At 59.4% G+C, this 25,247-nt stretch carries 19 protein-coding genes and 1 pseudogene; 13 read left to right on the plus strand and 7 right to left on the minus strand.

Annotation, left to right across the window (positions count from 1 at the left end; all coding sequences use genetic code 11):
- From E4M07_RS00005 to E4M07_RS00035, 7 genes are all read left to right on the plus strand, one after another.
- On the plus strand, positions 1 to 974 hold a 974-nt coding region (locus E4M07_RS00005), incomplete at its 5' end, for an IS256 family transposase (RefSeq protein WP_136656239.1).
- 2 nt (positions 975 to 976) lie between these two features.
- Positions 977 to 1,795 (plus strand): hypothetical protein, encoded by an 819-nt coding sequence (locus tag E4M07_RS00010; protein ID WP_136656240.1) that lies wholly within the window; start codon positions 977 to 979, stop codon positions 1,793 to 1,795.
- 15 nt (positions 1,796 to 1,810) lie between these two features.
- Positions 1,811 to 2,575, plus strand: coding sequence for a cytidylyltransferase (locus tag E4M07_RS00015; RefSeq protein ID WP_136656241.1), 765 nt, complete (start codon positions 1,811 to 1,813; stop codon positions 2,573 to 2,575).
- 17 nt (positions 2,576 to 2,592) lie between these two features.
- Positions 2,593 to 3,372 (plus strand): aldolase/citrate lyase family protein, encoded by a 780-nt coding sequence (locus tag E4M07_RS00020; protein ID WP_169054032.1) that lies wholly within the window; start codon positions 2,593 to 2,595, stop codon positions 3,370 to 3,372.
- A complete protein-coding gene (locus E4M07_RS00025) occupies positions 3,372 to 4,388 on the plus strand; it encodes a C-terminal binding protein (RefSeq protein ID WP_136656243.1) in 1,017 nt (338 codons plus the stop codon). The genes E4M07_RS00020 and E4M07_RS00025 overlap by 1 nt, the downstream gene beginning before the upstream one ends.
- On the plus strand, positions 4,372 to 5,067 hold the full coding sequence (locus E4M07_RS00030) for an HAD family hydrolase (protein WP_206057143.1): 696 nt from the start codon (positions 4,372 to 4,374) through the stop codon (positions 5,065 to 5,067). Before E4M07_RS00025 ends, E4M07_RS00030 begins: the two co-directional genes overlap by 17 nt.
- Positions 5,045 to 6,922: a hypothetical protein gene (locus E4M07_RS00035; RefSeq protein ID WP_136656245.1), complete on the plus strand. Its 1,878-nt coding sequence runs from the start codon at positions 5,045 to 5,047 to the stop codon at positions 6,920 to 6,922. The genes E4M07_RS00030 and E4M07_RS00035 overlap by 23 nt, the downstream gene beginning before the upstream one ends.
- A gap of 193 nt (positions 6,923 to 7,115) precedes the next feature.
- Here the strand turns inward: E4M07_RS00035 and E4M07_RS00040 are convergent, their stop codons facing one another.
- The 4 genes and pseudogenes from E4M07_RS00040 to cysD all read right to left on the minus strand — a co-directional run.
- The gene (locus E4M07_RS00040; protein ID WP_246660324.1) at positions 7,116 to 7,859 is read right to left on the minus strand and encodes an ABC transporter ATP-binding protein; all 744 of its coding nucleotides are present in this window, start codon (positions 7,857 to 7,859) and stop codon (positions 7,116 to 7,118) included.
- Complete coding sequence (locus tag E4M07_RS00045) at positions 7,799 to 8,587, minus strand: ABC transporter permease (RefSeq protein ID WP_246660325.1); 789 nt, start codon at positions 8,585 to 8,587, stop codon at positions 7,799 to 7,801. Before E4M07_RS00045 ends, E4M07_RS00040 begins: the two co-directional genes overlap by 61 nt.
- A 99-nt stretch (positions 8,588 to 8,686) precedes the next feature.
- Positions 8,687 to 10,570, minus strand: a complete 1,884-nt coding sequence (gene cysN, locus E4M07_RS00050; protein ID WP_136656246.1) for a sulfate adenylyltransferase subunit CysN — start codon at positions 10,568 to 10,570, stop codon at positions 8,687 to 8,689.
- Positions 10,570 to 11,475 (minus strand): annotated as a pseudogene (gene cysD / locus E4M07_RS29450) (sulfate adenylyltransferase subunit CysD); the annotation flags it as partial. The pseudogene cysD and the gene cysN, both read right to left, overlap by 1 nt.
- 814 nt (positions 11,476 to 12,289) lie before the next feature.
- Between cysD and gmd the strand changes: the two are divergent.
- Complete coding sequence (gene gmd, locus E4M07_RS00060; RefSeq protein WP_136656248.1) at positions 12,290 to 13,375, plus strand: GDP-mannose 4,6-dehydratase; 1,086 nt, start codon at positions 12,290 to 12,292, stop codon at positions 13,373 to 13,375.
- A 5-nt stretch (positions 13,376 to 13,380) separates the two neighbouring features.
- Positions 13,381 to 14,313, plus strand: a complete 933-nt coding sequence (locus E4M07_RS00065; protein ID WP_136656249.1) for a GDP-L-fucose synthase — start codon at positions 13,381 to 13,383, stop codon at positions 14,311 to 14,313.
- 5 nt (positions 14,314 to 14,318) lie between these two features.
- On the opposite strand, the gene E4M07_RS00070 is transcribed toward E4M07_RS00065, so the two are convergent.
- The 3 genes from E4M07_RS00070 to E4M07_RS00080 form a co-directional block, all read right to left on the minus strand.
- On the minus strand, positions 14,319 to 15,734 hold the full coding sequence (locus E4M07_RS00070; protein WP_136656250.1) for a mannose-1-phosphate guanylyltransferase/mannose-6-phosphate isomerase: 1,416 nt from the start codon (positions 15,732 to 15,734) through the stop codon (positions 14,319 to 14,321).
- A gap of 73 nt (positions 15,735 to 15,807) precedes the next feature.
- A complete protein-coding gene (locus E4M07_RS00075) occupies positions 15,808 to 17,760 on the minus strand; it encodes a nucleoside-diphosphate sugar epimerase/dehydratase (protein ID WP_169054033.1) in 1,953 nt (650 codons plus the stop codon).
- 363 nt (positions 17,761 to 18,123) lie between these two features.
- Positions 18,124 to 19,305 carry a YeeE/YedE family protein gene (locus tag E4M07_RS00080; RefSeq protein WP_136656252.1) on the minus strand — a complete coding sequence of 394 codons (1,182 nt, stop codon included), beginning with the start codon at positions 19,303 to 19,305 and terminating at the stop codon, positions 18,124 to 18,126.
- Between the two features lie 337 nt (positions 19,306 to 19,642).
- Between E4M07_RS00080 and glpD the strand changes: the two genes are divergently transcribed.
- The 4 genes from glpD to E4M07_RS00100 all read left to right on the plus strand — a co-directional run bounded on the left by glpD (position 19,643) and on the right by E4M07_RS00100 (position 25,198).
- Positions 19,643 to 21,166 (plus strand): glycerol-3-phosphate dehydrogenase, encoded by a 1,524-nt coding sequence (gene glpD / locus E4M07_RS00085; protein ID WP_136656253.1) that lies wholly within the window; start codon positions 19,643 to 19,645, stop codon positions 21,164 to 21,166.
- A gap of 69 nt (positions 21,167 to 21,235) precedes the next feature.
- Complete coding sequence (gene glpK / locus E4M07_RS00090) at positions 21,236 to 22,726, plus strand: glycerol kinase GlpK (protein ID WP_136656254.1); 1,491 nt, start codon at positions 21,236 to 21,238, stop codon at positions 22,724 to 22,726.
- Positions 22,727 to 22,908: 182 nt separating this feature from the next.
- Positions 22,909 to 23,550 (plus strand): cupin domain-containing protein, encoded by a 642-nt coding sequence (locus E4M07_RS00095; RefSeq protein WP_206057145.1) that lies wholly within the window; start codon positions 22,909 to 22,911, stop codon positions 23,548 to 23,550.
- Between the two features lie 43 nt (positions 23,551 to 23,593).
- On the plus strand, positions 23,594 to 25,198 hold the full coding sequence (locus E4M07_RS00100) for an ABC transporter substrate-binding protein (protein ID WP_246660326.1): 1,605 nt from the start codon (positions 23,594 to 23,596) through the stop codon (positions 25,196 to 25,198).
- Positions 25,199 to 25,247: the final 49 nt, after the last annotated feature.

A 25,247-nucleotide genomic window follows, 5' to 3' on the forward strand; every position in this document is an offset into this window, starting at 1 on the left:
AAGCGGCCGAAGGCGGCTATCTGCAGCAATGGGCGATGAACCTGATGCTGATGAACGTCTCGACGCGCAAGTTCGGCCGCGCGGTGCGCTTGCCCGAGGCCGGTGTTCCCGCGGCTGCGGGCGCCGGGCTGTCGAAGTCGGCGGTTTCGCGCCGCTTCAAGGCGCTGACCGAGGCGCGCCTTGCCGAATGGATGGCGTCCGACCTGTCCGAGCTTGATCTTCTGGTCATCCAGATCGACGGGCTTCATCTTGACGACAACCTGCTGATGATCGGTGCGGTGGGGATCGACGCGGACGGCGCGAAGCACCCGTTGGGCGTGATCGAGGGCGCGACGGAGAACGCCGCCGTGGTGCAGGCCCTGCTCGACAATCTGATGGACCGGGGTCTGGATCCGACAGTCTGCCGGCTGTTCATCGTCGATGGCGCGAAGGCCCTGACCAAGGCGATCCGCCGGACCTTCGGCGCCACCACCCCGATCCAGCGATGCCAGGTCCACAAGGCCCGCAATATCACCGACCGGATCGACCCGAAGCATCGCGTTGCCGTGCGCCGGGCCTTGCGGCAGGCCTGGGAACTGGACGACGCCGAAAAGGCGGAACGGCTGTTGCGCAATCTGGCGCGCCGGCTTGAGGACGATGCTCCCGGCGTGTCGCAATCCATCCTCGAGGGGCTTGACGAGATCCTCACCGTCACCCGCCTCGGGCTGCCGCTGGAATTGCGCCGGTCGCTGGCCTCAACCAATATCATCGAGTCGATGAACAGCGTGATCCGCCAGGTCTGTCGCAACGTCAAGCGCTGGCGCAATGCGAAGATGGCGTTGCGCTGGACCGCCGCAGGCATGCTCGAAGCCGCAAAGGGCTTCCGCCGACTCAATGCTCGCAAGCAACTGCCGATCCTCAAAGCCGCTCTCCACAGACATGGCGCAGGATCGGGCGACAGCAACCAGGTTGACGACATGGCGCAGGCCGCCTAATCATGAAACCGCAACGCTGCCCGTTCCTTTTTCAACAGAGAACGGGACATCCCCGCTCCGGGGTGAAATCTAATGTCGTTGCCTCGCACGAGCTGGTTGCACGGGATGATGTTCGAAAGGTTGTTGTCACGCATTCGCCGAAGAACGATATAGACATGCATGTCATCATGGGTATCAACCACAAAGAATACAATCCGAGTGCAGACCATGTGTTGTCGAGTTCAATTTGCGACGCCAACGCGATCGCGCATCCTTTGAAAGCGCTGAATGACGCTGTTGGTGTCATTGGCGGTAGCGTGACGACGCTGCATCCGTGGCTGAATTATCAGAACCTTCTTGATGCGCCGGTTGCGTCGCAGCGAGATCCTGGACACGTCTGGAAAGACTATTCTTTGGGCAGGACGAGTGTTGGTTCGTTAATCCCGAAAAACACGACGGCTGTAGAGGCGTTGAAGCCGGTGTTGGGTGATCTTGCAGAGCGCATCGGCAGCTTTTCATATCGAACTCCGAACACTGTAGTCGCAAGCGCTGATCTCACACTTCTTCTCGACCGGAATTTGTCTCAGGCGGAGCTTGAAGACATATTGAATTCCGCCTTCGACGGTTCGCCTTTCGTGGCGCTGAATTGGCAATCGTTGATTTCGCTAGATTACCAGGGTCAGCCGTGGTCTGCCGTGATTGATATGCAATGGGTCAAGGCTATAGGCGGCGGCCTGGTTAAGATTGTTGCTTGGTATGACAATGAGTGGGGCTACGCCTCGAGGGCGCTAGATGTGGCCGTCCATTCGGTGAGCGCGAACGATTTTGAGTTTAACCGATAGGCTGGGAAATCGAAGATGATTTGTGGATTGCTGATTGGCAAGGATCGTAGTGAAGGCGTTCCGGGAAAGAATTTTCGCGAGATTGTCGGGCGTCCGATGTGTGAGTACGGATTTATCGCCGCGCGCGCTATGGGCGTTGACCGGTTATTTACATCCACCGACAGTCCTCGTATTGCGGAGATCGGTGCGAAGTATAAGGCCGAGCATATTGAGCGGCCACCTGAACTCGCGACGCCCGACGCGCTAACAGAAGATGCCTTGACACACGCTGCTGACGAAATGGAGCGTCGTATCGGCCGCGCACCAGAAATTGTCTGTCTTCTCTTTGCTAACAATCCAGCTATTGACGTGAAGCTTTTGAACGAAGGCGTCGAAATTTTGCGGATGGACGAAACCTACGATTCAGCTTTCTCAGTTTGCCGCTATGACATGTTCAGCCCGACGCGAGCACGCCGCGTCACGGAAAAGGGGGATATCGAGCCTTTCGTGCCGCTCGAGGCTTTTGATGGCGAAGTTTCGTCGATCCGGTCGAGTCAAGGAGGCGTTTATTTTTGTGACCTTTCCGTTCAAGTCCTGCGTTGGCGTTGCTTCACTCGCATGTCCGAAGGGATGCAGCCCTTCCAGTGGATGGGTCGCAAGTCGAAGGCACTGATGAATGATTTCGGCTTTGACGTTGATAGCGAATGGCAGTTCCGCGTTATCGATTTCTGGCTGCGCGATCGCGGGTTTACTGAAGACAAGATCCCCTATGACCTTGGTGATCCATCGAACTGGACCTAGCTATGAGGAACGGTAGCATGCTGAAGGCGCGCCTTGATGCCGGCGAAACAGTACTTGGAACGTGGAATGTTATTCCCGACCCCACCGTTGTAGAGATTCTAGCGGATGCTGGGTTTGATTTTGTTGTCATCGACATGGAGCACGGACCGCATCATTTCGTCGGCGCGTGTGATCAGATTCGTGCGGCGGAGGCGCACGGAGCGGCGGCCTTGCTGCGCCCGCCCGGCGTTGATGAGTCTGCGATCCTTCGCGCGCTCGATAGCGGTGCCCACGGCTTGCTCGTGCCGAATATATCGTCACTTGCGCAAGTCCAGTCACTTGTTCAATTTGCGTTTTATCCGCCGCAGGGTGCGCGCGGACATTCTCCATTTACGCGCGCGGGCGGCTTCACCCATGTTGATGCCGGCACGCGTATGAAGGAGATGAACGAGAAACTATTTCTTGGCATTCTGATCGAAGGTACAGACGGCCTCACAGCATTGCCTGACATTCTCACAGAGTTCGGTGAGTCACTGGGTGTTGTCTACGTCGGTCTTTACGACCTTGCGAAATCGCTTGGACAGACCGGTAATGTAAAACATCCTGATGTTACTGACTCGGTGAAGAAGATTGCGGCGATGACCGCCGAGCACGGCGTTCATTGTGGCACGTTGTGCAATGATCGAGAAATGTTAGAAATTGTCCGTGATGCCGGTGTGCGCCTGATTTGTTATCAGAACGACACGGGTATTTTTCACGAAGCGGCAACACAAATCTCCAAAACCGTAAATGAGATAACATTGGGGCGGATGTCTTGATGACATACAAAGTAGGCGTTACCGATTATGTCGAGGAACCCCATGCGATTGAACGGGAGGCCCTCGGCAATGATTGGGAAATCGTCTGGCTGAACGCTCATGAAGAAACGGACTTCGACGCAGATCGCCTAGCTGATCTGGACGCTCTTCTCGTCTGGCACGCGCCGATCACTGAGCGCGTTGCAAAAATGCTGAAAAAATGCCGAATCGTCGTGCGTTACGGCGTCGGATTCGATGAGATTGACGTCGCTGCACTCGAAGCTCAAGGGATAGCGTTTTGCAATACGCCTGATTATGGCACGGAAGAAGTTGCCGATACCACCGTTGCTATGATCTTGATGCATCTGCGCCGTATCGCCGAATATGATTACCAATGTCGAAACTATACCGAAGGTTGGCAAGAACATACGCTCGCGCCGTTGGAGCGCTCGCGCGACCGGACGCTCGGCGTGGTTGGCGTTGGCCGTATCGGATCGGCGGTCATGCGGCGGATGCGTCCCTTTGGGGTTTGCCTTGTCGGGTACGATCCTAACGTCCCGTCCGGCCACGAAAAAGCCCTTGATTATCAGCGCGCCACATCCTTACATTCCCTGTTGTCGCAAGCTGATATTGTTACCGTTCACTGCCCAGCCGATGCATCGACTACCGGTATGATAGACGAGTCGTTTATTGCGGCGATGAAGCCTGGCTCGATTCTGGTTAACACTGCCCGTGGCGCACTCATCAATTCGCTGGACGTGATTGAGGACGGTTTGCGATCCGGTCGCCTTCTCGCAGCAGCGCTTGACGTATTACCGAGCGAGCCGCCCACGGATCATCCGCTTATCGATGCTTGGCGCCGAGCAGAACCATGGCTGCGCGGACGCTTCACGATAACACCGCATACGGCTTATTATTCGGAGCGCGCTTGGCGGGAAATGCGGTACAAGGCGGCGGAGACGGCGAGATTGTTCTTTGATGCCGGGATCGAGCGTAACCGAATTCGAGGAGAGGACAATCGTGACCGAATCCTTTAGATTCCCTTGGCGGACATGGGTATTTGATTGCGATGGCGTTATTCTCAATTCCAATAGTGTAAAACGCGACGCGATGTTTCGCGCTGCGTTGCCGTATGGTGAACACAACGCGCGTGCGCTTGTTGATTATCATGTGCACAATTGCGGTATTGGGCGGGAGATCAAGTTTTATCGCTTTTTGAACGAGATTGTTGGTCTTAGGGAAGGAGTGGACGACGCCTTCAATGCGTTGATGACTGCCTACAGCCGGGAGTTGTGGAATGGTGTCATCGCCTGCGAAGAGGCGCCTGGGTTGCGTGAGGCGCTGAAGGTCCTGCGTGACGACGGTGTTTTGCTCTACGTTGTTTCCGGCGCCCAGCAAATTGAGTTGCGTTCTATTCTCTCCGAGCGTGGGCTCATCGGTTTTTTCGACGGTGTTTTCGGTTCCCCCGACAGCAAGGACGAGATACTCGCCCGGGAATTTGCGAGTGGCGCGATGACGCGGCCCGGCATATTTATCGGTGACAGCCGATATGACGCTGACGCGGCGGCGCGGGCTGGACTCGATTTCGTGTTCTTACATGGTTGGTCGGATTTTGATGATTGGCGTTCCTACTTCGCATCGCGAGTGCCGTTGCTGATTCAGGAAACATTCCAGGATTTTATGACGTGTGTTTTTGAACGACGGGCACACCAATAATCATTCTATGGGCGTGATAAGCGATAGCAACTTTCATATGAGAAAAAATAGACTGGATAAGATGCTCGACGAGGCGACACGATGCTCGCGCGCTGGGAAGATAGAAGCGGCAGTCGCTCTTTGGCGGGATATCATTCCGCATACGAAGGTACCGTCAAGGGAAAACAAGCATGCGCGCGTAACAGCGGGGCGCGATTTAGCAAAACTTGAACGGCTGGATGACTCAAACGCCATATATGACGGTGTCATTGCCGACTATGAGGATGATTTTGCGGTGTTTCACCACGCCGCGCAGGTTGCATTCGCGTCAAACCAGCGCGAGCGATCCGAGCGACTGTTTCGCGAAATATGTTTGCGCTGGTCGGATAATCCAAAAGGGTACTCCGGTCTTGCTAAAACGCTTGCGCGTCGCGGTGCGTATTCCGAAGCATCCGTAATATTGATGGTCGCATTGAGCGCTGTTAAGGCAAGAGACGAATTAGCGTCGGAATGTGCCGACATCCTTCATGAACTCAACGAACATGAAACTGCTCTTAGGTTGTTGGAGAAAACACCGGAGAGGGTGCGTAGCGCGCTTCATTGGCATCAGTATTTTCGTCACCTTTCAGCGGCAGGTCGACATGACGATGAACTCACGGCCATGAAAAGGTATTTCGAAAATGGTGTTGAGAGTGCGCAGTCACCTGCTTCCACTGATGGCGTTAGATTTGCGTCAATTTTGTACCGCCGTGGGGAAGTCAAAGCAAAAGGGTTGCGCGCCGAGGATGCCAATTGGGTGAGGGTTAACGAGGCGTATTCAGAATCGATTGCGGGGCAACAACCGTTTCAGCCGGAGCCTGGTCGCCATCGGGTTGCCGTGTGCATTTCTGGGCAACTCCGCGGTTTTGATCTCGCCTATCCGACAATCAAAAAGTTCATGATTGATGATCTGCAGGCTGATGTTTTCATTTCAACCTGGCGTCGACGCGGGATAAAGATGTCGGGTTTTCACGCTAATCTTCAAACTTATTTTCATGATCACTTTGTGAATAGCGTGCCGCTTGAATATTACGGCAACAATTTTTTGAGAAAGTTTCCGTCAATTGAAGACGTCATGGTTGAACTTGGTGAAAGCGACTTGGTTACGGATGACGCCCTGTCCCGGCTTTATCCGGATGCGGAAATATTTATCGCCGATGAAGATGAGTTCGAGAACCGCATTGCCGAAAGATTTTCCTCCAATGCGAAATTATTTCGCGCACGCATACCGCGAAACCAGATCAAGATGTATTATCACATCTGGAAATCCAATCAGATGAAATGCAAGGCTGAGCGTCGCCTTGGACGGCGTTACGACCTGGTTGTTCGCATCCGTCCTGACAAGGAATTGCGCAGCGATATGGTTTCGCACGCGCCCTTGTATCCATTTGAAATCTTCGCCGATAAGGTGAAGCATCGCGACTCAATAGGCGATCGGATCGCGTACGGTACGTCGGCGGCGATGGATATCTATTCTGACATTTGGCAGCGGGCGCTGGACTGGGAAAAAGGTGCACTACCCAATGGATTTCGTCGTAACATTGCGCCGCATACGTTCATGTTTGATCATCTTTGGACTGCGGGGCTTGGAATACGAGCCATGCCGCCACAGCTTCTCGGGCCTGACCGTAGTGCCAAGGTCCCACCACCGCGCCTTGCCGAGGCGGTGATTCACGATCTATCGCAGGAAAAAAATTTAAGCGAACGTGATCGAGCAATCGGACAGGCGGCGCTTAATGATGCTGTGTTATACATAAAGGCGCGTGAAGGGGATGTTGCGGCAGAGGACTATATTCAAAAATGGAAGACTGTGGCACCAGATTTTAAGTTGCAATAGTTACAACTCAGTCCGGCATTTTACTTTATGAGAATCGGACGCGCTTCAGTGCGCGATGGATCAACGATCACTCAACCCGCAGGTTGCCGTATGTGTCTTCAAATGCGTTTTGCTATGCTTGACCTAATACTGATTTTATACCTGCAATCCTAAAGTAAATATTCAAGAATTTTTCATTTATTGAAAAATTCAACTAATAGTCATCAAGATGAAGAATTTTATTTGCATATTTTTCGATTAGCGTATTGTTATGACTTGCCAATACCGAGATACCTGCATTCTCCGTCATTTCCATCATCCTCCCTCGCGCCTTTTCCTGAAACGCCTCGTCCCCCGCGCCGATCCACTCATCCATCAGCAGTATCTCCGGCTTGAAACTGGTTGCAATCGAAAAGGCCAATCTTGCGGCCATGCCCTGGCTGTAGGATTTGAAGGGGAGGTCGATGAAATCGCCGAGCTCGGAGAAGGCGATGATATCGTCCATGCGTTCCTGGATTTCGTCGCTGGTCCAGCCGTTGATCAGGCCGCGGAGTTCGATGTTGCGGCGGCCGGTGGCTTCGGGGCGGAATCCGAGCCGGATGTTGAACAGCGCATCCACGCGGCCTTCTATCTCGACGCTGCCGCTGGTCGGCGGATAGATGCCATAGAGCACCTTGAGCAGTGTCGTTTTTCCCGCGCCATTGGGACCAACGAGCCCGAGCCGGTCGCCGGCCTTCAGTTCGAAGCTGATGCCGTCAAGTGCCGTGACATAGCGGTTGCGGCCGGTGCCGTGGATGTTGCCGCCGGCCTTAGCCATTCGATGCTTTCGCGGCGCCAGCGACAATTTCTGGCGGACCCTGTAGATCAGGCGGAGGTCTTTCACGCGGATCGAAACCATCAGAGCACGAAGACGATCTGCCTGCGGAACAGGCCCATCAGCAAAAACGCCGTCAGCCACAGCACGGCCCCGATCGCCAGGCAGATGCCGAACGCCGTCAATGGGATGCCGCCCGTCATAACCGGATCCCGTACGATGGCGAGATAATAGGAGAACGAATTCCAGTCGGCGAGGATGCGCCGCACGCCGCCGCCGCTTCCGACCGTCCAGAAGATCGGTGTGAGAAACAGGCCCAGGCGCATGACGTTCTGGACGACGAACTGAAGATCTGGAAAAAACGCGCCGCCCATGGCGAACACCGTGATCGCAGCGGGTGTCGTCAGCGCGATGACCAAAAGCCCGAGCACTGCCCAAAGCCAGCCAACGGACAGCGACGTGCCCACAACGGCAAGCAGCGCCAGGCAGCCGGCAAGCATGTAACCGCCGCGGATGGCCGACTGCATTGTCAACCGCATGACGTAGACAGACAGGGGCAGGGTCGTGCCCTTGATGAAGTTCTCCTCGCGAACGAAAAGCGACACGCTTTGCGTGATCGCTTCTGACATGTAGAGCCAGACGAACAGCCCGACCGCCACGTAGGTTTCGTAGTGCGGGATGCCTTCGCCGCGGCGGAAGATCAAGATGAAGGTGCCCGCGAATGCGAGGTAATTGAGCAGCAGCCACATGGGCCCCAGCGTTGTTCGCTTGTGCTGGTCGCCAATGTCCTCACTGGCCAGCGCGACCCACACCCGCCAGCGTGACAGACCGTCCCTGAAATCGCCGATCGCGTCGGCAAAGATCGAACCCAAAGTTGCACCGCCCAGTTCGTGGAGGCTCGCATAACCCGGAATTGCAAACCGCCTTATCCTGCGGCGCTTCTAGCGTGATCCGGCCCGCTTTGCAAAGGCTCAGTCGTTGATTTCCAGATTCAGCTCTTCAAGCAGGGAACGCGCCAGCTTCTCCGCCGAACCTCCTTGCGTCTCCAGCCGGAACTCCGGCCGCTCCGGTGCCTCGTAGGGGCTGTCGATGCCGGTAAAATTCGGCAGTTCGCCGCGCCTTGCCTTGCGGTAGAGGCCCTTGGGGTCGCGTTCCTCGGCGACTTCCAGCGGCGTGTCGACGAAGATCTCGACGAATTCGCCTTCCTCGAACATCTCGCGGGCCATCTGGCGCTCGGCGCGGAACGGGGAGATGAAGGCGGTCATGACGATCAGGCCGGCATCGACCATGAGCTTGGCGACCTCGGCGATGCGGCGGATGTTCTCCACCCGGTCGGCGTCGGTGAAGCCGAGATCGCGGTTGAGGCCGAGGCGGACATTGTCGCCGTCGAGGATATAGGTGCGGAAGCCCTTGGCATGCAGCTTCCGCTCAAGTGCGTTGGCGACCGTCGACTTGCCCGAGCCGGAAAGGCCGGTGAACCACAGGACCCGGCCGGGATGACCGTTGAGCCTGGCGCGCGCCTTCTTGTTCACCGTCACCGCCTGGCGGTGCACGTTGTCGGCGCGGCGCAGGGCGAAATCGATCATGCCGGCGCCGACCGTCTGGCGGGTCTGTCGGTCGATGAGGACGAATGCGCCCATCGGCGGGCAGTCCGCATAGGTCTCGAAGGCGACCGGCCGGTCGAGGGCGAGTTTAACGACCGAGATGTCGTTGAGCTCCAGCGAGCGGCCCATCATCTCCTCGAAGGTGTTGATGTTGAACGTGTGGCGGATTTCCGAGATCGTCGCGTTCACGGTTGCCGTGCCGGTCTTCATCAGATAGGTGCGGCCGTGAAAGCCGCTGTCCTTCGCCATCCAGACGAGCTTCGCCTCGAACTGGTCGGACGTCTCGCACGGCTCCCTGGCGGCGACAAGGACGTCGCCGCGGGAGATGTCGACGTCCCGGTCAAGCGTCAGCGTGACCGCCTGGTCCGCCTCGGCGGCGCCGAGTTCCGTGTCGCCGAGGACGATCGAATTGACGGTCGCGGTCTCGCCCGAGGGCAGGATGCGGATCTCGTCGCCTGGCGCCACCTTACCTGCGACAATCGTTCCGGCGTAGCCGCGGAAATCGAGATTGGGCCGGTTGACCCACTGGACCGGCATGCGGAATCCGTGATCGACAAGCGCCTTTCGCGTGTCCACCGCGCCGAGGAAACCGAGCAGCGTCGGGCCGTGATACCAGGGCGTGTTGACGGAACGGGCAACGACGTTGTCGCCCGCCAGCGCCGAGACGGGGATTGGCGTTACGGTTGCAAAGGCGAAGCGCTCGCAGAGCTCCGTATAGTCGGTGACGATGTCGTCGAAGACCGCCTGGTCGAAATCCACCAGGTCCATCTTGTTGACGGCCAGGACGATATGGCGGATGCCGAGGATCGAGGCGATGAAGGAGTGGCGGCGGGTCTGCTCGAGAATGCCCTTTCGCGCATCGACCAGGATCACCGCTGCGTCGGCGGTCGAGGCGCCGGTCACCATGTTGCGGGTGTACTGTTCGTGCCCCGGGGTGTCGGCGACGATGAACTTTCGCTGATCGGTGGCGAAATAGCGGTAGGCGACGTCGATGGTGATGCCCTGTTCGCGCTCGGCGCTCAGCCCGTCGACCAGCAGCGCGAAGTCGATCTCCTCGCCCTGCGTTCCGATCTTCGACGAGGTCCTTTCAAGTTCGGACAACTGGTCGTCGAGGATCATCTGGGCCTCGTACAGCATGCGGCCGATCAGCGTCGACTTGCCGTCGTCGACACTGCCGCAGGTGATAAAGCGCAGGGTCTCGAGACCGGCCTGGTTTTCGAGATATGCTTCGATCTCTTGTCGCGCGGTCATCAGAAGTACCCTTCCTGCTTCTTCTTCTCCATGGAGGCGGCCGCGTCGCTGTCGATGGCGCGGCCCTGGCGCTCGCTGTTTCTGGCCCGAAGCAATTCGAGGATGACGGAATCGAGATCGCAGGCGTCCGACTCGATGGCGCCGGTCAGCGGGTAGCAACCGAGGGTGCGAAAACGGATCCTGCCGAATTCGACTTCCTCGCCGTCCATCGGCTGCAGCCGGTCGTCGTCGAGCATGATCAGCATGCCGTCGCGCCGGACGAAGGGACGCATGGCGGCGAAATAGAGCGGGACGATGGGAATCTCCTCGCGGTGGATATAGTGCCACACGTCACGCTCGGTCCAGTTGGAGATCGGGAAGACGCGGATGCTTTCGCCCTTGCCGATCGCCGTGTTGTAGAGGTTCCAGAGTTCCGGGCGCTGGTTCTTCGGGTCCCACCGGTGACTGGCGGTGCGGAAGGAGAATATGCGCTCCTTGGCGCGGCTTTTTTCCTCGTCGCGCCGCGCGCCGCCGAAGGCGACATCGAATGCGTGCTCGTCCAGTGCCTGCTTGAGACCTTGCGTCTTCATGATGTCGGTGTGCACGGAACTGCCGTGGTCGATCGGATTGATGTTCCTTTCCACCCCTTCCGGGTTTGTGTGGGTGATCAGCTTCATGCCGGCCTCGGCGGCCATGCGATCGCGGAACTGGTACATTTCCCGGAACTTCCAGCCGGTGTCGACATGCAGAAGCGGAAACGGGGGAGGCGAGGGATAAAAGGCCTTCTTCGCCAGATGCAGCATGACCGACGAATCCTTGCCGACCGAATAAAGCATGACCGGGTTTTCGGCAGTCGCGGCGACCTCGCGCAAGATGTGGATACTCTCGGCTTCCAGGCGATCGAGGTGAGACAGGGTCGCCGGACGGGGCGCGGTGCCGCGGCCGCTTCCGGCGGCGGGGCCGGCACAGGAGGGGGCATAGACAGCGAGCGCGGACTGCAGATTTCCGGCGATCCTGCAATCCGGGTCGGCAAGTTCCCGCAAGCGCCCGCAAAGCGCGGCATGCGGCCACAGCAGCGTCTTGTCGGCGGCGTCGCCGCACAGCGCGGCAAGCGCTTCGACCAGTTCTTCGTCCTCCGGGTCAGGGCGGCTCAGAAAGACCCAGCGCCGCGCCTGCCGTCCGTCATTGGCCGCCAGCAGCGGGCGGCCTGAGGGTGTCCGGTGTACCTGCACGAACAGGGACACAGCGCGTTCGGAACGCGCCCTCTGCAAAAGGGCCTCGGCCGCGTATTTGCGCACCGGGATTTCGTTTTCATCGACAATATCGACAAGCGAAAGCGCCGGCGGAAGCAAGCCTTTTGACGCGACACTGCGTTCGACGGTCCGTTTCGAGGTTGCCGGCCCTTCCTCCTCGAGCAGCGCATGCAGCAGTTCAATCGTCCAAGGCTCGCGCCGACCCGCCGGACCAAGGCGGTTCTTCAATGCCTCATCGGGAAACGCTTCCATGGCAATCTCCGTCGCAATATGCAAAATATGTCTTATTGATACGAAGCACGAAATGAATTTGATGTAAATAGGGGAATTTATTTCGCTTCGAATGCATTTTGCGACAATCCCGGATTCTTGCCATTGCCGCCGGCGGCGCGCCTCACGAAACAAGGATTGGGCTTTCAATTGGCGATGCGGATTGCTAGGAACGGCGGCGGTCGGAACAGGCCAGACAAACGACAGGAACCGGACATTGAGCAAAGTTGCGTTAATTACAGGAATCACCGGGCAGGACGGCGCCTATCTTGCGGAATTCCTTCTGGGCAAGGGCTACACCGTCCACGGAATCAAACGCCGGTCCTCACTGTTCAATACCGACCGGATCGATCATCTCTACCAGGACCCGCATGTGGAAAACCCGAGGCTGATCCTGCACTATGGCGATCTTACGGATTCGTCGAGTCTGGTGCGGACGATCCAGCAGGTGCAGCCCGACGAGATCTACAATCTGGCCGCCCAGTCGCATGTCGCCGTTTCTTTCGAGGAGCCGGAATACACGGCCAATTCGGACGCGCTCGGCGCGCTGCGGCTGCTGGAGGCGATCCGTATTCTCGGGCTGGAGAAAAAGACGCGGTTTTACCAGGCCTCGACGTCCGAACTCTACGGCCTTGTCCAACAGGTGCCGCAGACCGAGACGACGCCGTTCTATCCGCGCTCGCCCTATGCGGTCGCCAAGCTCTACGCCTACTGGATCACGATCAACTACCGGGAGGCCTACGGCATGTATGCCTGCAACGGCATCCTCTTCAACCACGAGAGTCCGCTGCGCGGCGAGACATTCGTCACCCGGAAGATTACCCGCGCCCTGTCGCGCATCAAGCTCGGCCTCCAGGACTGTCTTTATCTCGGAAATCTCGATGCCAAGCGCGACTGGGGCCACGCCAGGGATTATGTGGAAATGATGTGGCTGATGCTGCAACAGGAACAGCCCGAGGATTTTGTCATAGCGACCGGCGTGCAATACAGCGTGCGGGATTTTGTGAATGCGGCGGCCAAGGAGGCCGGCATCGCCATTAGCTGGCAAGGCGAGGGCGTCGAGGAAAAAGGCATTGACGACAACGGCAAATGCATCGTTTCGGTAGACCCGCGCTATTTCCGGCCGGCGGAGGTGGAGACTTTGCTCGGCGATTCGGCAAAGGCGCGGGAAAAGCTCGGCTGGACGCCGACGACGCGCTTTGAAGACCTTGTCGCGGAAATGATGCGTGAGGACCTGCAGTCGGCGGCGCGCGACGAGCTGGTCAAAAGCCACGGATTTTCCGCCTATAATTATCACGAGTAGGACGCATGGACAGGAATGCGAAGATCTTCGTCGCCGGCCACCGCGGAATGGTGGGCTCGGCTATCGTGCGGCGCTTGGAATCGGCCGGATACGACAATGTGCTTGTGCGTGACCGGTCGGAACTCGATCTCGCCGATCAGGCGGCTGTCTTTGCATTCTTGAAGTCCGAACGACCGGACTACATCTTCCTTGCCGCGGCAAAGGTCGGCGGCATCCAGGCAAACAACACCGCCCGCGGCGATTTCATCTACCAGAACCTGATCATCGAGGCGAACGTCATACACGGCGCCCACAGGGCCGGGGTCGACCGGCTGCTTTTCCTCGGATCGAGCTGTATCTATCCGCGTGACTGCCCGCAGCCGATCAAGGAGGAATACCTGCTGACCGGCCCGCTGGAAGAAACCAACGAGCCCTACGCCATCGCCAAAATCGCCGGGATAAAGCTCTGCGAAAGCTACAACGCGCAATACGGCACTGGCTATGTCAGCGTGATGCCGACCAATCTCTACGGGGCGAACGACAATTACGATCTCGCGAGCAGCCACGTGCTGCCCGCGCTTATCCGCAAGGCGCACGAGGCCAAGGAGCGTGGCGAGCGGGAGCTCGTCGTCTGGGGTTCGGGCGCGCCGATGCGCGAGTTTCTCTACGTCGACGACATGGCTGATGCGTGCGTTTTCGTCATGGAATCCGGCATGCGCGCCGGCATATTCAATGTCGGGACGGGAAGGGACATCACCATCCGGGAACTTGCGGAAACCGTCATGGATGTCGTGGGTTTTGCGGGAACCATCGTTTTCGACCGGTCCAAGCCGGACGGAACGCCGCGCAAGCTGCTTGATGTCGACCGCCTGAAGGAAAACGGCTGGACCGCGCGAACGGGCCTCAAAGAGGGTATTGCGTTGGCCTATGCCGACTACCTGGACCGGTTCGGCGGCTGAGCCGCCTACGAACGTCCGTAGATGTCCTCGTAGCGCACGATATCGTCCTCACCGAGATAGGATCCCGTCTGCACCTCGATCAAAGTCATCGGCTCCTCTCCACGATTTTCCATGCGATGAACGTTGCCGCACGCGATGTAGGTCGATTCATTCGGATTGAGCACCAACTGCTCCTCGCCATTGACCACATGGGCAACGCCCTGAACCACCGTCCAGTGCTCGGAACGGTGCTTGTGGGATTGCAGGCTCAGGCAGCCACCCGGCTTTACCTCGATGCGCTTGACCTTGTATCCGGCACCCTCATCCAAAATCGTATAGGAGCCCCATGGGCGATACCCCGTCGGAAAACTCGCATGGGACTCGTGGCCTTTGTCTTTCAGCATCTCGAACAGGGCCTTGACGTCTTGCGACCTGGCCTTGTTGACGACAAGCGTGGCATCCCGGGTGTCGACCACGGCCAGATCCTCGACGCCAACGAGGCTGACCAGCCTGCCTTGCGCGCTGACGAAACAGTTCCGCGAGCCGACAAGCGCCGCGTCGCCGATTGTCGTGTTGCCCTCGTTGTCGGGCGTGTAGCTTTCGGAAAGCGATGACCAGTTGCCGACATCGCTCCAGCCGATATTCGCCCTGACCACCGACAGGTTCGCGATCTTTTCCATCACAGCATAATCGATGGAAATCTTGGGCGCGCCGGCAAACGCCGCCGCATCGAGGACCGTTTCCGTGGTATGCGGCGCTATCTCCTGTCGCGCGCCCTTTTCCACCGCCGTCCTGGCCGCCTGCAGGACTTTTGGACAGTGCGCCTCCATGGCGTCGAGCATGGCGCCGGCCGGGAAGCAGAACATGCCCGAGTTCCAGAGGAAATTGCCGGCTTCCAGATAGTTTTTCGCTGTTTCGGCGTCGGGCTTTTCCACGAACCGGACAACGTTGTCTCCTTCGACCTCCAAATAACCGTATCCGGTTTCGGGCCTGTCCGGCTCGATGCCGAAGGTGACGACCCGGCCCCGCCCGGCGAACGCCTCGGCTGCGGCGACCGCCTTGTTGAACCCGGCCGTGTCGCGGATAAGGTGATCGGCGGCCAGGAAGAGGATAACCGCCTTGCGGCCGAAATTCTTCGCTACATAGACCGTGGCCGCCGCCGTCGCGGCAGCGGTATCGCGGCCCATGGGCTCAAGCAGAAGGTGATCGGTCACACCGGGCGCGGCATATTTTTCGTATTCCGCGACGGTCTTGAACGAAGAGTCGTGCGCCGTGATGGTCACAATGTCGGTGATGCCGTCCAGCGATGCCGCCCTGATATAGGTGTTGAGCAACAGGCTTTTGCCGTTTTCGACGGGTAAAAACGGCTTGGGATGGGATTGGCGCGAGGCGGGCCAAAGGCGGGATCCGACACCGCCGCTGACAATCACAGGTATGATCATGGTGTTCCCAGACTAGAGCAAAGTATGCAATCCACCGCTTGCGGACGGAAGCAGCAACAGCGAGGCGCCTGCTTCAGTGCCCTTTTTGGCGGAAAGCCCTTTGTTCTTCAAGACTGAGAACCTCGGCGGTCTGCCCGCCCCGATAGGTGATCTCCTCGACGTCCGAGGTGTAGCCCTCGACGGCGCCCTGGATGGTCAACCGCAGCCGGTTCGGGTCTTCGCTTTCGATGTCGCGTTCAAGGCGGCGCAGCAGATCCGCGATCGCCGGACCTTCCGCGTCGCTCTTTTCCTCGGCGCGCAGGATTTTCGGGTGGACGGTGCCGACCACCCGGTCGGTGATCAAGAGTTCCTCGTACAGTTTTTCACCGGGCCTCAGCCCGATTATCTCGATCGGAATGTCGCCGTCCGGGTTGTCGTCGTCGCGAACCGATTTTCCGCTCAACTGGATCATCAGCCGTGCCAGATCCTTGATCCGCACCGGCTCACCCATGTCCAGCACGAAGACCTCGCCGCCCTCGGCCAGCGATCCGGCCTGGACGACGAGCTGCGCCGCTTCCTGGGGCGTCATGAAATAGCGGGTAACCTCCTCATGGGTGACGGTGACGGGTCCGCCGTTGTGGATCTGTTCGGTAAAGAGATTGATCACCGAACCCGATGAGCCGAGAACATTGCCGAAGCGCACGATCGCGAAAACCGTGCCATCGGTGGTTGCCTGGATATTCTGCACCACCTGCTCGGCGATACGCTTCGATGCGCCCATTATGTTGGAGGGCCTGACGGCCTTGTCCGTCGAAATCAGGATAAACCGCTCAACGCCGCTGCTGACGGCCTCCTGTGCGATCGTGAATGTGCCGAATATGTTGTTCATGATGCCTTGGGACGGATTGGCTTCCACGATCGGCACATGTTTGTAGGCGGCGGCGTGATAGACGATGTCGACACCATGGCGAAGAAGAAGCGTGCGTACCCGCCGGCGGTCCCGCACGTCACCGAGCGCATAAACGATCTCGATTTCGCTGTCGTCGGGCAAGTGCTTGTTGAGCCGCTTCTCTATGTTGTAGAGAGAGAGCTCGCTGATCTCCAGCAGGATCAGCTTCCTGGGCCTTGCCTTCAAAATCTGCCTGCACAGTTCCGATCCGATGGATCCGCCGGCTCCGGTCACCAGGATGTTCTTGTCCTGGATCGCCTCGTCGAAAAGCCGTGATATCGGGCTGACCGCCGATCGGCCGAGCAGATCGTCAATGCGAATTTCCTTGAGCTGCTGGACATCCGCCTTGCCGCGAAGAATGTCGCTCAATGGAGGAATTGTCTGAAGTTCCAGCTTGTAGGGCGCCAGGCGGGCGACAATGCCGCGCCTTTGCGTGGGGGTCGCATTGGCCATGGCAAACAGCACGCGGGTCACATTGAAGCGCTGCTGCAGCTTAGCCACCCTGTCAGGCGCATAGACACGGCATCCGCGTATCATTGTTCCCTTGAGCAAAGGATCGTCGTCGAGGAAGCCGACGACACGCTGTTGGTGGCCGCTTTGTATCGCCGCGGCAAGCTGGGTGCCGGCCGAACCTGCGCCGTAGATGAGGACATTTTCGCGAATGCTCAGGCCGGTGTTGACGTGCTGGTAGTAGGCCCGCGCGATAACCCGCGTCAGCCCCACCGAAAAAAACACGAGGATCGCGAAAATCGGAGGCACGGCTCTCGGGATATCGAAGCCGCTGTCCATGTGCGAGGCCGCTGCGACGAACAGCATCAGCGTAACCGCGCCGCCGGCGACGATGGCAATCATGCGGCTTTCCATCGCCCTGATCAAAACGCTGTAGAGGCCGAGAATCTGATAGGCGACAATTCCGACGATCGGCAGGGCAACCAGCAGCCAGGTCAGATTGCTTCGATCCGGAAAATCCAGTTCGCCGAAACGGAATGCCATCGCGGCCACCATGCACATGACAATCGCGATGCCGTCGATTGCCATGAAAATCGCGCGCTTCTGGTGCCGTCCCATTTCAAGGAAGGTCTGATGGATCGACCGCATCAGTCCTGACGCGAATCCAGCCGGCAATACCCCCCGCCGATCATCATCTATCTGCATGTCCCGCCTCTGCGACCGCCCCCGCAAATCATCAATCGTACAATCTCACGCCAGTCCGGTTTTGGCCAATGCAAATTAGCACAGATCAAAACAAAATAATCATATGTTTACGTTTGCCGGCTCACCGTAATGGTTGCAGTGGTGAGCGGCCTGCATACAACGGTTGAACAATGCCGGGCGCAAATTGTCAATTCGCAAATTGTTACACCGGGTTGGCGGATGTTGTTGGCCGAGCGGATCATGTGACCCCCCACGAAACTCGAAACCACGGACGGGAAGATGCGCGGTCTCGGGCCTGGTGGTTGGTCAAACGCCCTTTTGAGCGTGCACCGTATCCAGGCGAATCACGACATAGGCCCCGAAGCTGCTGCCCAGGAAGCCGAAAACCAACCAGCCCCAGCCGTGCATGCTGCCGGAAATGACGCCGCCAAGATAAGCGCCGATATTGCAGCCATAGGCGAGCCGGGCACCGTAACCCATCAGCAGGCCGCCGCAGATCGCGATGGCCACATCACGGGCATCGACTTTCCAGTTCGGTGCAAACCTGCCGGCGAGGCTCGCTGCGACGAAGGCTCCGACGATGATCCCGAAATTCATGATCGACGTGCTGTCGGCAAACACGGACTGGTTCAACCATGCCATGCGTCCCGACCAGTAAGGCCAGTCCTGCAACTGTGCACCGCCGCTTTGCGCGATCTTCGCGCCCCAAAGCGTGAAGGCGGATGTGATGCCCCAGGGACGGGAAAGGACAACGAGCGTGGCGATGCCCACAACCGCAAGGGCGACGCAGCCCCAGGATTTCGGCCAGGGCCCGCGAACAAGACTGACTTTCTGCGGTCCCTTTTCGAGCGCGCCGAACCGGTCGATTTCACGCCGGCGGCTGATGTAATAGACGGCTCCGAGTACCAGTGCGGTCATCGCAAAAGCCGACGCTGCGCCATAGGTTTCGACCAGCGAGAACGCCGGCAGCGCGGGGAGCGACCACCAAAAGGGCAGGTGGGCGGTTGCGATGACGGATCCGGCGATGAAACCGGAAAGCGTCGCAAGCATGCGGGTGTTGCCGCCGCCCGCCGTAAACAGCGTTCCGGACGCGCAGCCGCCGCCGAACTGCATGCCGACGCCGAAGAGGAAGGCGCCCAGCGCCGCCGCATAGCCGAACGGTGCGACGGCGCCTGAAATCGGGCGTCCGAACAGGCCTTGCGAGCCGATCAGCGGAAACGCGATCGCACAGGTCAGCAGGATCAGGAGGATCTGCGCGCGAAGCCCTGCGCCGCGTCCTTCAAAAACGAAACTGCGCCAGGCGGAGGTGAAGCCGAAGGACGCGTGGTAGAGTGCAATGCCAGCAAACAGGCCGATTGACGCGGCCAGGAACAGCCGCACCGCCCCCGCCTGGTAGGCGAGCAGCAGCAGGACACAGCCAGCCGCCGCACCGACCAGCAGGCTGCCGGTCTGAAGTGCCGCGGGTCTCGATATGGCGCGATCCTGCATGGGAAAGGGAACCCGTCTTTCTTGAAGGTCGATGTCTGGCAGGTAGCTGTACCACCGCCTTTAATCGGGGCCCAAATCAAGCAAATACACTTTTGTGACATAGGTGACACCTGCCCGGCATACACCCATCCAGGAACGGTGCGCTGACCGCGCGCACCGGAACCCGCACCGGAAACGTCCATGTATCACGCCGTCCGACGCCTGTGTGCCGACATGACGTCGATCTCAGGGAAACAGGCACGTCGGGATGAGCGGATCCACCGTTCTTTCATTTGACTTTCGAATATTTTCATATATTTTCGAAATGGACTGAATACGCAGTTGAAATCCTAAAAAAATGAAGAGTTCCGACATATACGACCTGTTTGTCATTGGCGGCGGTATCAATGGCTGCGGTATCGCCCGAGATGCCGCCGGGCGCGGGTTCTCGGTCTTCCTGGCCGAGAAGGACGATCTTGCCAGCGGCACGTCCTCCAGCTCGACGAAGCTCATCCACGGCGGATTGCGCTACCTGGAACATTACGAGTTCCGGCTGGTGCGCGAAGCGCTGATGGAGAGGGAGGTGCTGTGGCGCATGGCGCCGCACATCATATGGCCCATGCGCTTCATTCTTCCCCATCAGAAAGGGCTGCGCCCGGCCTGGCTGCTGCGTCTCGGCCTGTTTCTCTATGATCACCTCGGCGGACGCAAACTGCTGCCGCCGACACGGGTACTGGACCTGAAGTCGGACCCGGCCGGTGCGCCGCTGAAGCCCGGTTTTACAAAGGCTTTCGAATATTCGGATTGCTGGGTGAACGACGCGCGGCTGGTCGCGCTTAACGCGCGCGATGCGGCGGACCGCGGCGCCGTTATCCGCACGCGCACGAAAGTGGTCGATACACGGCGCGACGGGGATGCCTGGACCGTGTCAATCGAGGACACGCTGACCGGACAGACGCAGACGGTCCGCGCGCGGCTGGTGATCAATGCGGCAGGACCCTGGATCGACAGCGTCCTGCGCACGGCGGTCGGTGAGAACGACGCCCGCAATGTCCGGCTGGTTCAGGGCAGCCATATCGTGATAGACCGCAAGTTCGAGGATGAGCGGGCGTTCTTTTTCCAGAACCGCGACGAGCGCATCATCTTCGCGATCCCTTACGAACGCGATTTCACGCTGATCGGAACCACCGACCGGGATTTCGACGAGAACCTCGATACGGCCGAAATCAGCGAAGAGGAAATTGCCTATTTGTGCGAGGCATCGTCCGAGTATTTCGCCGAACCCGTAACGCGGGACGATGTCGTGTGGACCTATAGCGGTGTGCGGCCGCTATACGACGACGGCGCGTCGGCGGCGCAGGAAGCGACGCGTGACTATGTCCTCGTCGAGGAAGGTGCACCGGATCAGGGCCTGCTGATCAATATATTCGGCGGCAAGATCACCACATACCGGCGCCTGGCCGAGGCTGTGCTCGAAAAGGTCGAGCGGCGCCTGGGCAAGCGCAAACCCGGCTGGACGGCAGAGGCGCGTCTGCCCGGCGGCGATTTCGGCGTACGCGAGTTCGACCGGTTGCTCACCGACCTCAAGGAACGCTTCGGCTTTCTGGCGGACGGGCACGCATACAGGCTGGCGCGGCTCTACGGGACAAGGGCGGCGGCGATCCTGGGCGACGCCGGCAGCCTCGAGGATCTCGGAACATGTTTCGGCAGCGATCTCTACGCCGCGGAAGTCGACTATCTCGTCGAAAACGAGTGGGCCGTGATGGCCGATGACATCGTCTGGCGGCGCACCAAGCGCGGCCTCCAGATGTCGGAGGAACAGATTTCCGCGCTGTCGGCCTATCTCGACACTTCCAAAAAGCAAAAGTTGAAGGCAGGCTGAGCGCCGGGCAAATCCGGCCGACTGCCGGCAGTCGCATTCCGACAAGCGGAAAAGCGGGGAGGATAAAGTATGGCAAATCATGTCCTGGCGATCGATCATGGAACCACCTCGAGCCGAGCCATTGTTTTTCGCGATGACCAGAGCGTCGCCGGAGTGGGCCAGAAAGAGTTCACCCAGCATTTCCCGCGGTCGGGCTGGGTCGAGCACGATCCGGAGGAAATCTGGGATACCGTCAACCGGTCGATCGCCGAAGCGCTCGAAAATGCCAGTTTGAGCGGCGCGGATATCGCCGCGATCGGCATTACCAATCAGCGCGAGACCGTGGTTGTCTGGGATCGCGAGACGGGCGAGGCGGTGTTCAATGCCATCGTCTGGCAGGACCGGCGGACCGCGTCGATGTGCAGCCAGATGAAGGATGACGGGCTTGAGCCGATGTTTACCGGCAAGACGGGCCTGCTGCTCGATCCGTATTTCTCCGGAACCAAGCTGCGCTGGCTGCTGGACAACGTTCCGGATGCGCGGGCGCGCGCCGAGCGGGGCGAGCTGTGTTTCGGAACCGTCGACAGTTTCCTGATATGGCGCCTGATCGGTGGTGCGCGCCACGTCACCGACGCGACCAATGCGTCGCGCACGCTGATGTACAATATCGAACAGAACTGCTGGGACGACGAACTCCTGGGCCACCTGCGGGTACCGTCCGGAATGCTTCCCGACGTGTGCGACAGCGCGGATGATTTCGGGACCGTGAAGGCCGACCACCCGCTCGCCGGAACGCCGATCCTCGGCGTCGCCGGCGATCAGCAGGCAGCGACGATCGGCAACGCCTGTTTCGAACCGGGCATGATGAAGGTCACCTACGGAACCGGCTGCTTCTCGCTATTGAACACGGGCGACGAACTTGTGCGTTCGAAAAACCGCCTGCTGTCGACCATCGCCTACCGGCTTAACGGCGTCACAACTTATGCCGTTGAGGGGTCGATCTTCGTCGCCGGCGCCGGCGTGCAATGGCTGCGCGACGGGCTTGGCCTGATCCAATCGGCTGAGGAGAGTGGTGTGCTCGCCGCCAGGGCCGACCCGGAGCAGGCAGTCTATCTGGTGCCGGCCTTTGTCGGGCTCGGCGCGCCCTACTGGGACGCGGAGGCGCGCGGCGCCCTGTTCGGCCTGACACGCAACACCGGCCCGGCCGAGATAGCCAAGGCGACGCTCGATTCCGTCTGCTACCAGACGCATGACCTGCTCACCGCCAAGCGCGGGGACTGGCAGGGCGGTGATGCACAGACGGTCCTGCGCGTCGATGGCGGCATGGTCGCGTCCGACTGGACGATGCAGCGCCTTGCCGACATTCTGGGGGTGCCGGTCGACCGCCCGGTCATCCTGGAAACCACCGCGCTCGGGGCGGCGTGGCTGGCCGGGCAGCGCGCCGGCGTATGGCCGGACCGGAACGCCTTTGCCGACGGCTGGGCCCGCGACCGCCGCTTCGAACCGCGTATCGACGATGCGTCGCGCAGAGCCGATCTCGCTGGCTGGAAGGATGCCGTCCAGCGCACCTTGAGCCGGTGAAGCAGATTCGGGCACAAGGTTCCGGAAATTAGGAAATAATAATATTTATAGCTGCTTAGCCGGTTCTTCGGAGCCGGTTTTTGCGCGTGTTTTCTCCGAAATTTTAGTATCACTAAAAAAATCTTGACTCCGGTGAAAATGCGAGTCATCGTTTTAGTAATACTAAAATTTGGGAGGCAGGATTGAGCGGGCAGGAGACGGCGAAATCCAAGGACGTGGAGGATCACGGAGCCCTGGCGACGCGCCTGCGGGAGCGGCGCAGGGAACTGGGGCTCACGCTCAAGGCCGTTGCCGACTCGGCCGGGCTGTCCGTCGGATTCATTTCCCAGATTGAACGCGGCATTGCCGTTCCGTCACTTTCGTCGCTGGTCTCGGTGTCGCGCGTGCTCGATGTCAATGTCGGCGACTTCTTGACCAGTCAACCGCAGCCGGACGAGAATGAAGCGCGGAGCCGTCAGCCGGGCCGGCCGGTCTTTGCTGTCAGTGAAAGCTCCGTCACCTATGAACGGGTTTCGTCGTCCTTTCCCGGCCACATCCTTCGCAGTGTCATCATCCGCGAACCTCCCGGCTACCGCAGCGAACCGATTGCCCACGAGGGCGAAGAGATGATGTTCGTCCTGGACGGGACGATCACCATCGAGATCGACGGCGAGAGGACCATTCTCGGCACCGGTGACTCCGTGCATTTTCCGTCGACCCGCGTGCACTCGAGCTGGAACCATACCGACAAGCCGGCAACCATTTTGTGGGCCGGCACCATGGATGTCTTTTGCGAAGAGCCGGCGACCCCGTTCCACAAGGAAAAGAACCAGAAGGCGGAATGACCGCCCGTACAAACCGCGAACCTAACCGTGCAGGGAGGAACCGATGAACAGAATTGCGAAAACAGCGGCTGCGGCACTTTTGAGTGTCAGCACGCTCGCGCTCATGCCGGCGGCGCCGGCGCTTGCCGAAACGGTGCTGCGCCTCGACGAGGTGGCGGTCGGAGAACTCGATCCCGGCAAGGCGACCGACTACGCAGACTCGATCCTGATGTTCAATGTCTACGACACGCTGGTGCTGCCTGCGCAGGGTGCGCCGGGGCTCGTGCCGCATCTCGCCGAAAGCTGGTCGGCCGACGGCAACAGCCACACGTTCAAACTGCGCCAGGACGTCAAGTTCCAGAGCGGCAATCCGCTGACGGCGGAGGACGTTGTTTTCTCGCTGGACCGCATGCAGGAACTTGGTCTGGGCTTTTCCTACCTCTTTACCAATGTCGAGAAGGCCGAGGCGGTTGATGATCACACGGTGACATTCGTGCTGAAAGAGACCTATGCACCATTCGTTGCCTCCATGCTGCGCCTGCCGATCGTCGACAAGAAGCTGGTGATGGAGAATCTTGGCGAGGGCGACGGCGAGATGAAGGACTGGGGCCAGGCTTTCCTCTCTGCCAACGGCGCGGGAACCGGCGCCTACAAGGTATCGTCTCACAATCCGCAGCAGGAAACGGTGATGGCCAAGAACGCCGACTATTTCCTCGGCGTACCCGGCGCCGCGCCCGATACGGTACGGCTGCGCTACGGGCTGGAGCCAGCCACCGTGCGCACGCTTATTTCCCAGGGCGAGCACGATATCTCCTCTCAGTGGCTGCCGCCGGAGGTCCTGAAGGCGCTGGCCCAGGACGGCGCGCAACTGCTGACGGAATCCGGCAGCGGTGCCTTCTACGTCAAGATGAACACCACCAAGCCGCCGCTCGACGATCCGGAATGCCGCCTGGCGCTTGCCAAGGCGTTCGACTACGCGGCGGCGATCAAGATGATCGCGGTCACCGATGACGTGTCGCAGGGAAGCCCGGCAACCGGTGCCATCCCGGTCGGCATGCTCGGCGCCAATCCGCCATCCGCCGAACTTGTCCGCGACCTGGATGCAGCAAAGCAGCATTTGAACTCCTGCCGTTACGCGCCTGGCGACCAGACCATCGAGATTTCCTGGATCGCCGAGGTGCCACTGGAAGAGCGTTTCGCGCTGCTGATGCAGGCCAATTTCGCCGAGCTCGGAGTCAAATCCGAGATCAAGAAAATGCCCTGGGCGCTCTTCGCCGAGCAGGTCTCGAAAGCCGAGAACACACCCCATATCTCGCAGATCTTCAACAATGCGGTGACCGGGGACCCGGACACTCTGCTCTACGGCATGTATGATTCCAAGGCACCGGGCACCTGGCAGTCGCCGGAACATCTCAAGGACGCCGATGTCGACCGGCTGCTCGAAGAAGGCCGGGTCAATACGGACGAGTCGGCCCGCGCCAAGGCCTACCACGAGCTCAACAACCGGCTCATGGCGATCGCGCCGACGATCTACGGCTATGACCGCCAGAACGTCTTCGCCGCCAGCGACCGGGTCAAGGTTCCGGCTCTGTCGGATCCGGCCAAGGCGTTCGGTCTCGACGGGATGGGCTTTTCCTTCCGCCTGATGGAAATGCAGGATCAGAACTGACCCTGTGCGTCGGGCCGGTTGCGCGAATGCGCCGGCCCGCTTTTTAACC

Source organism: Nitratireductor sp. XY-223 (assembly GCF_004959855.1).
Lineage (GTDB): Bacteria > Pseudomonadota > Alphaproteobacteria > Rhizobiales > Rhizobiaceae > Hoeflea_A.

What these genes read in the sequence shown, in the direction of transcription:
- E4M07_RS00065 (WP_136656249.1), top strand. Translation starts at nt 13,381, where the DNA reads ATGGACAGGAATGCGAAGATCTTCGTCGCCGGCCACCGCGGAATGGTG.
- E4M07_RS00100 (WP_246660326.1), top strand. Translation starts at nt 23,594, where the DNA reads ATGAACAGAATTGCGAAAACAGCGGCTGCGGCACTTTTGAGTGTCAGC.
- E4M07_RS00025 (WP_136656243.1), top strand. Translation starts at nt 3,372, where the DNA reads ATGACATACAAAGTAGGCGTTACCGATTATGTCGAGGAACCCCATGCG.
- E4M07_RS00015 (WP_136656241.1), top strand. Translation starts at nt 1,811, where the DNA reads ATGATTTGTGGATTGCTGATTGGCAAGGATCGTAGTGAAGGCGTTCCG.
- E4M07_RS00070 (WP_136656250.1), bottom strand. Translation starts at nt 15,734, where the DNA reads ATGATCATACCTGTGATTGTCAGCGGCGGTGTCGGATCCCGCCTTTGG.
- E4M07_RS00075 (WP_169054033.1), bottom strand. Translation starts at nt 17,760, where the DNA reads ATGCGGTCGATCCATCAGACCTTCCTTGAAATGGGACGGCACCAGAAG.
- E4M07_RS00080 (WP_136656252.1), bottom strand. Translation starts at nt 19,305, where the DNA reads ATGCAGGATCGCGCCATATCGAGACCCGCGGCACTTCAGACCGGCAGC.
- cysN (WP_136656246.1), bottom strand. Translation starts at nt 10,570, where the DNA reads ATGACCGCGCGACAAGAGATCGAAGCATATCTCGAAAACCAGGCCGGT.
- E4M07_RS00010 (WP_136656240.1), top strand. Translation starts at nt 977, where the DNA reads ATGAAACCGCAACGCTGCCCGTTCCTTTTTCAACAGAGAACGGGACAT.
- E4M07_RS00020 (WP_169054032.1), top strand. Translation starts at nt 2,593, where the DNA reads ATGCTGAAGGCGCGCCTTGATGCCGGCGAAACAGTACTTGGAACGTGG.
- glpK (WP_136656254.1), top strand. Translation starts at nt 21,236, where the DNA reads ATGGCAAATCATGTCCTGGCGATCGATCATGGAACCACCTCGAGCCGA.
- glpD (WP_136656253.1), top strand. Translation starts at nt 19,643, where the DNA reads ATGAAGAGTTCCGACATATACGACCTGTTTGTCATTGGCGGCGGTATC.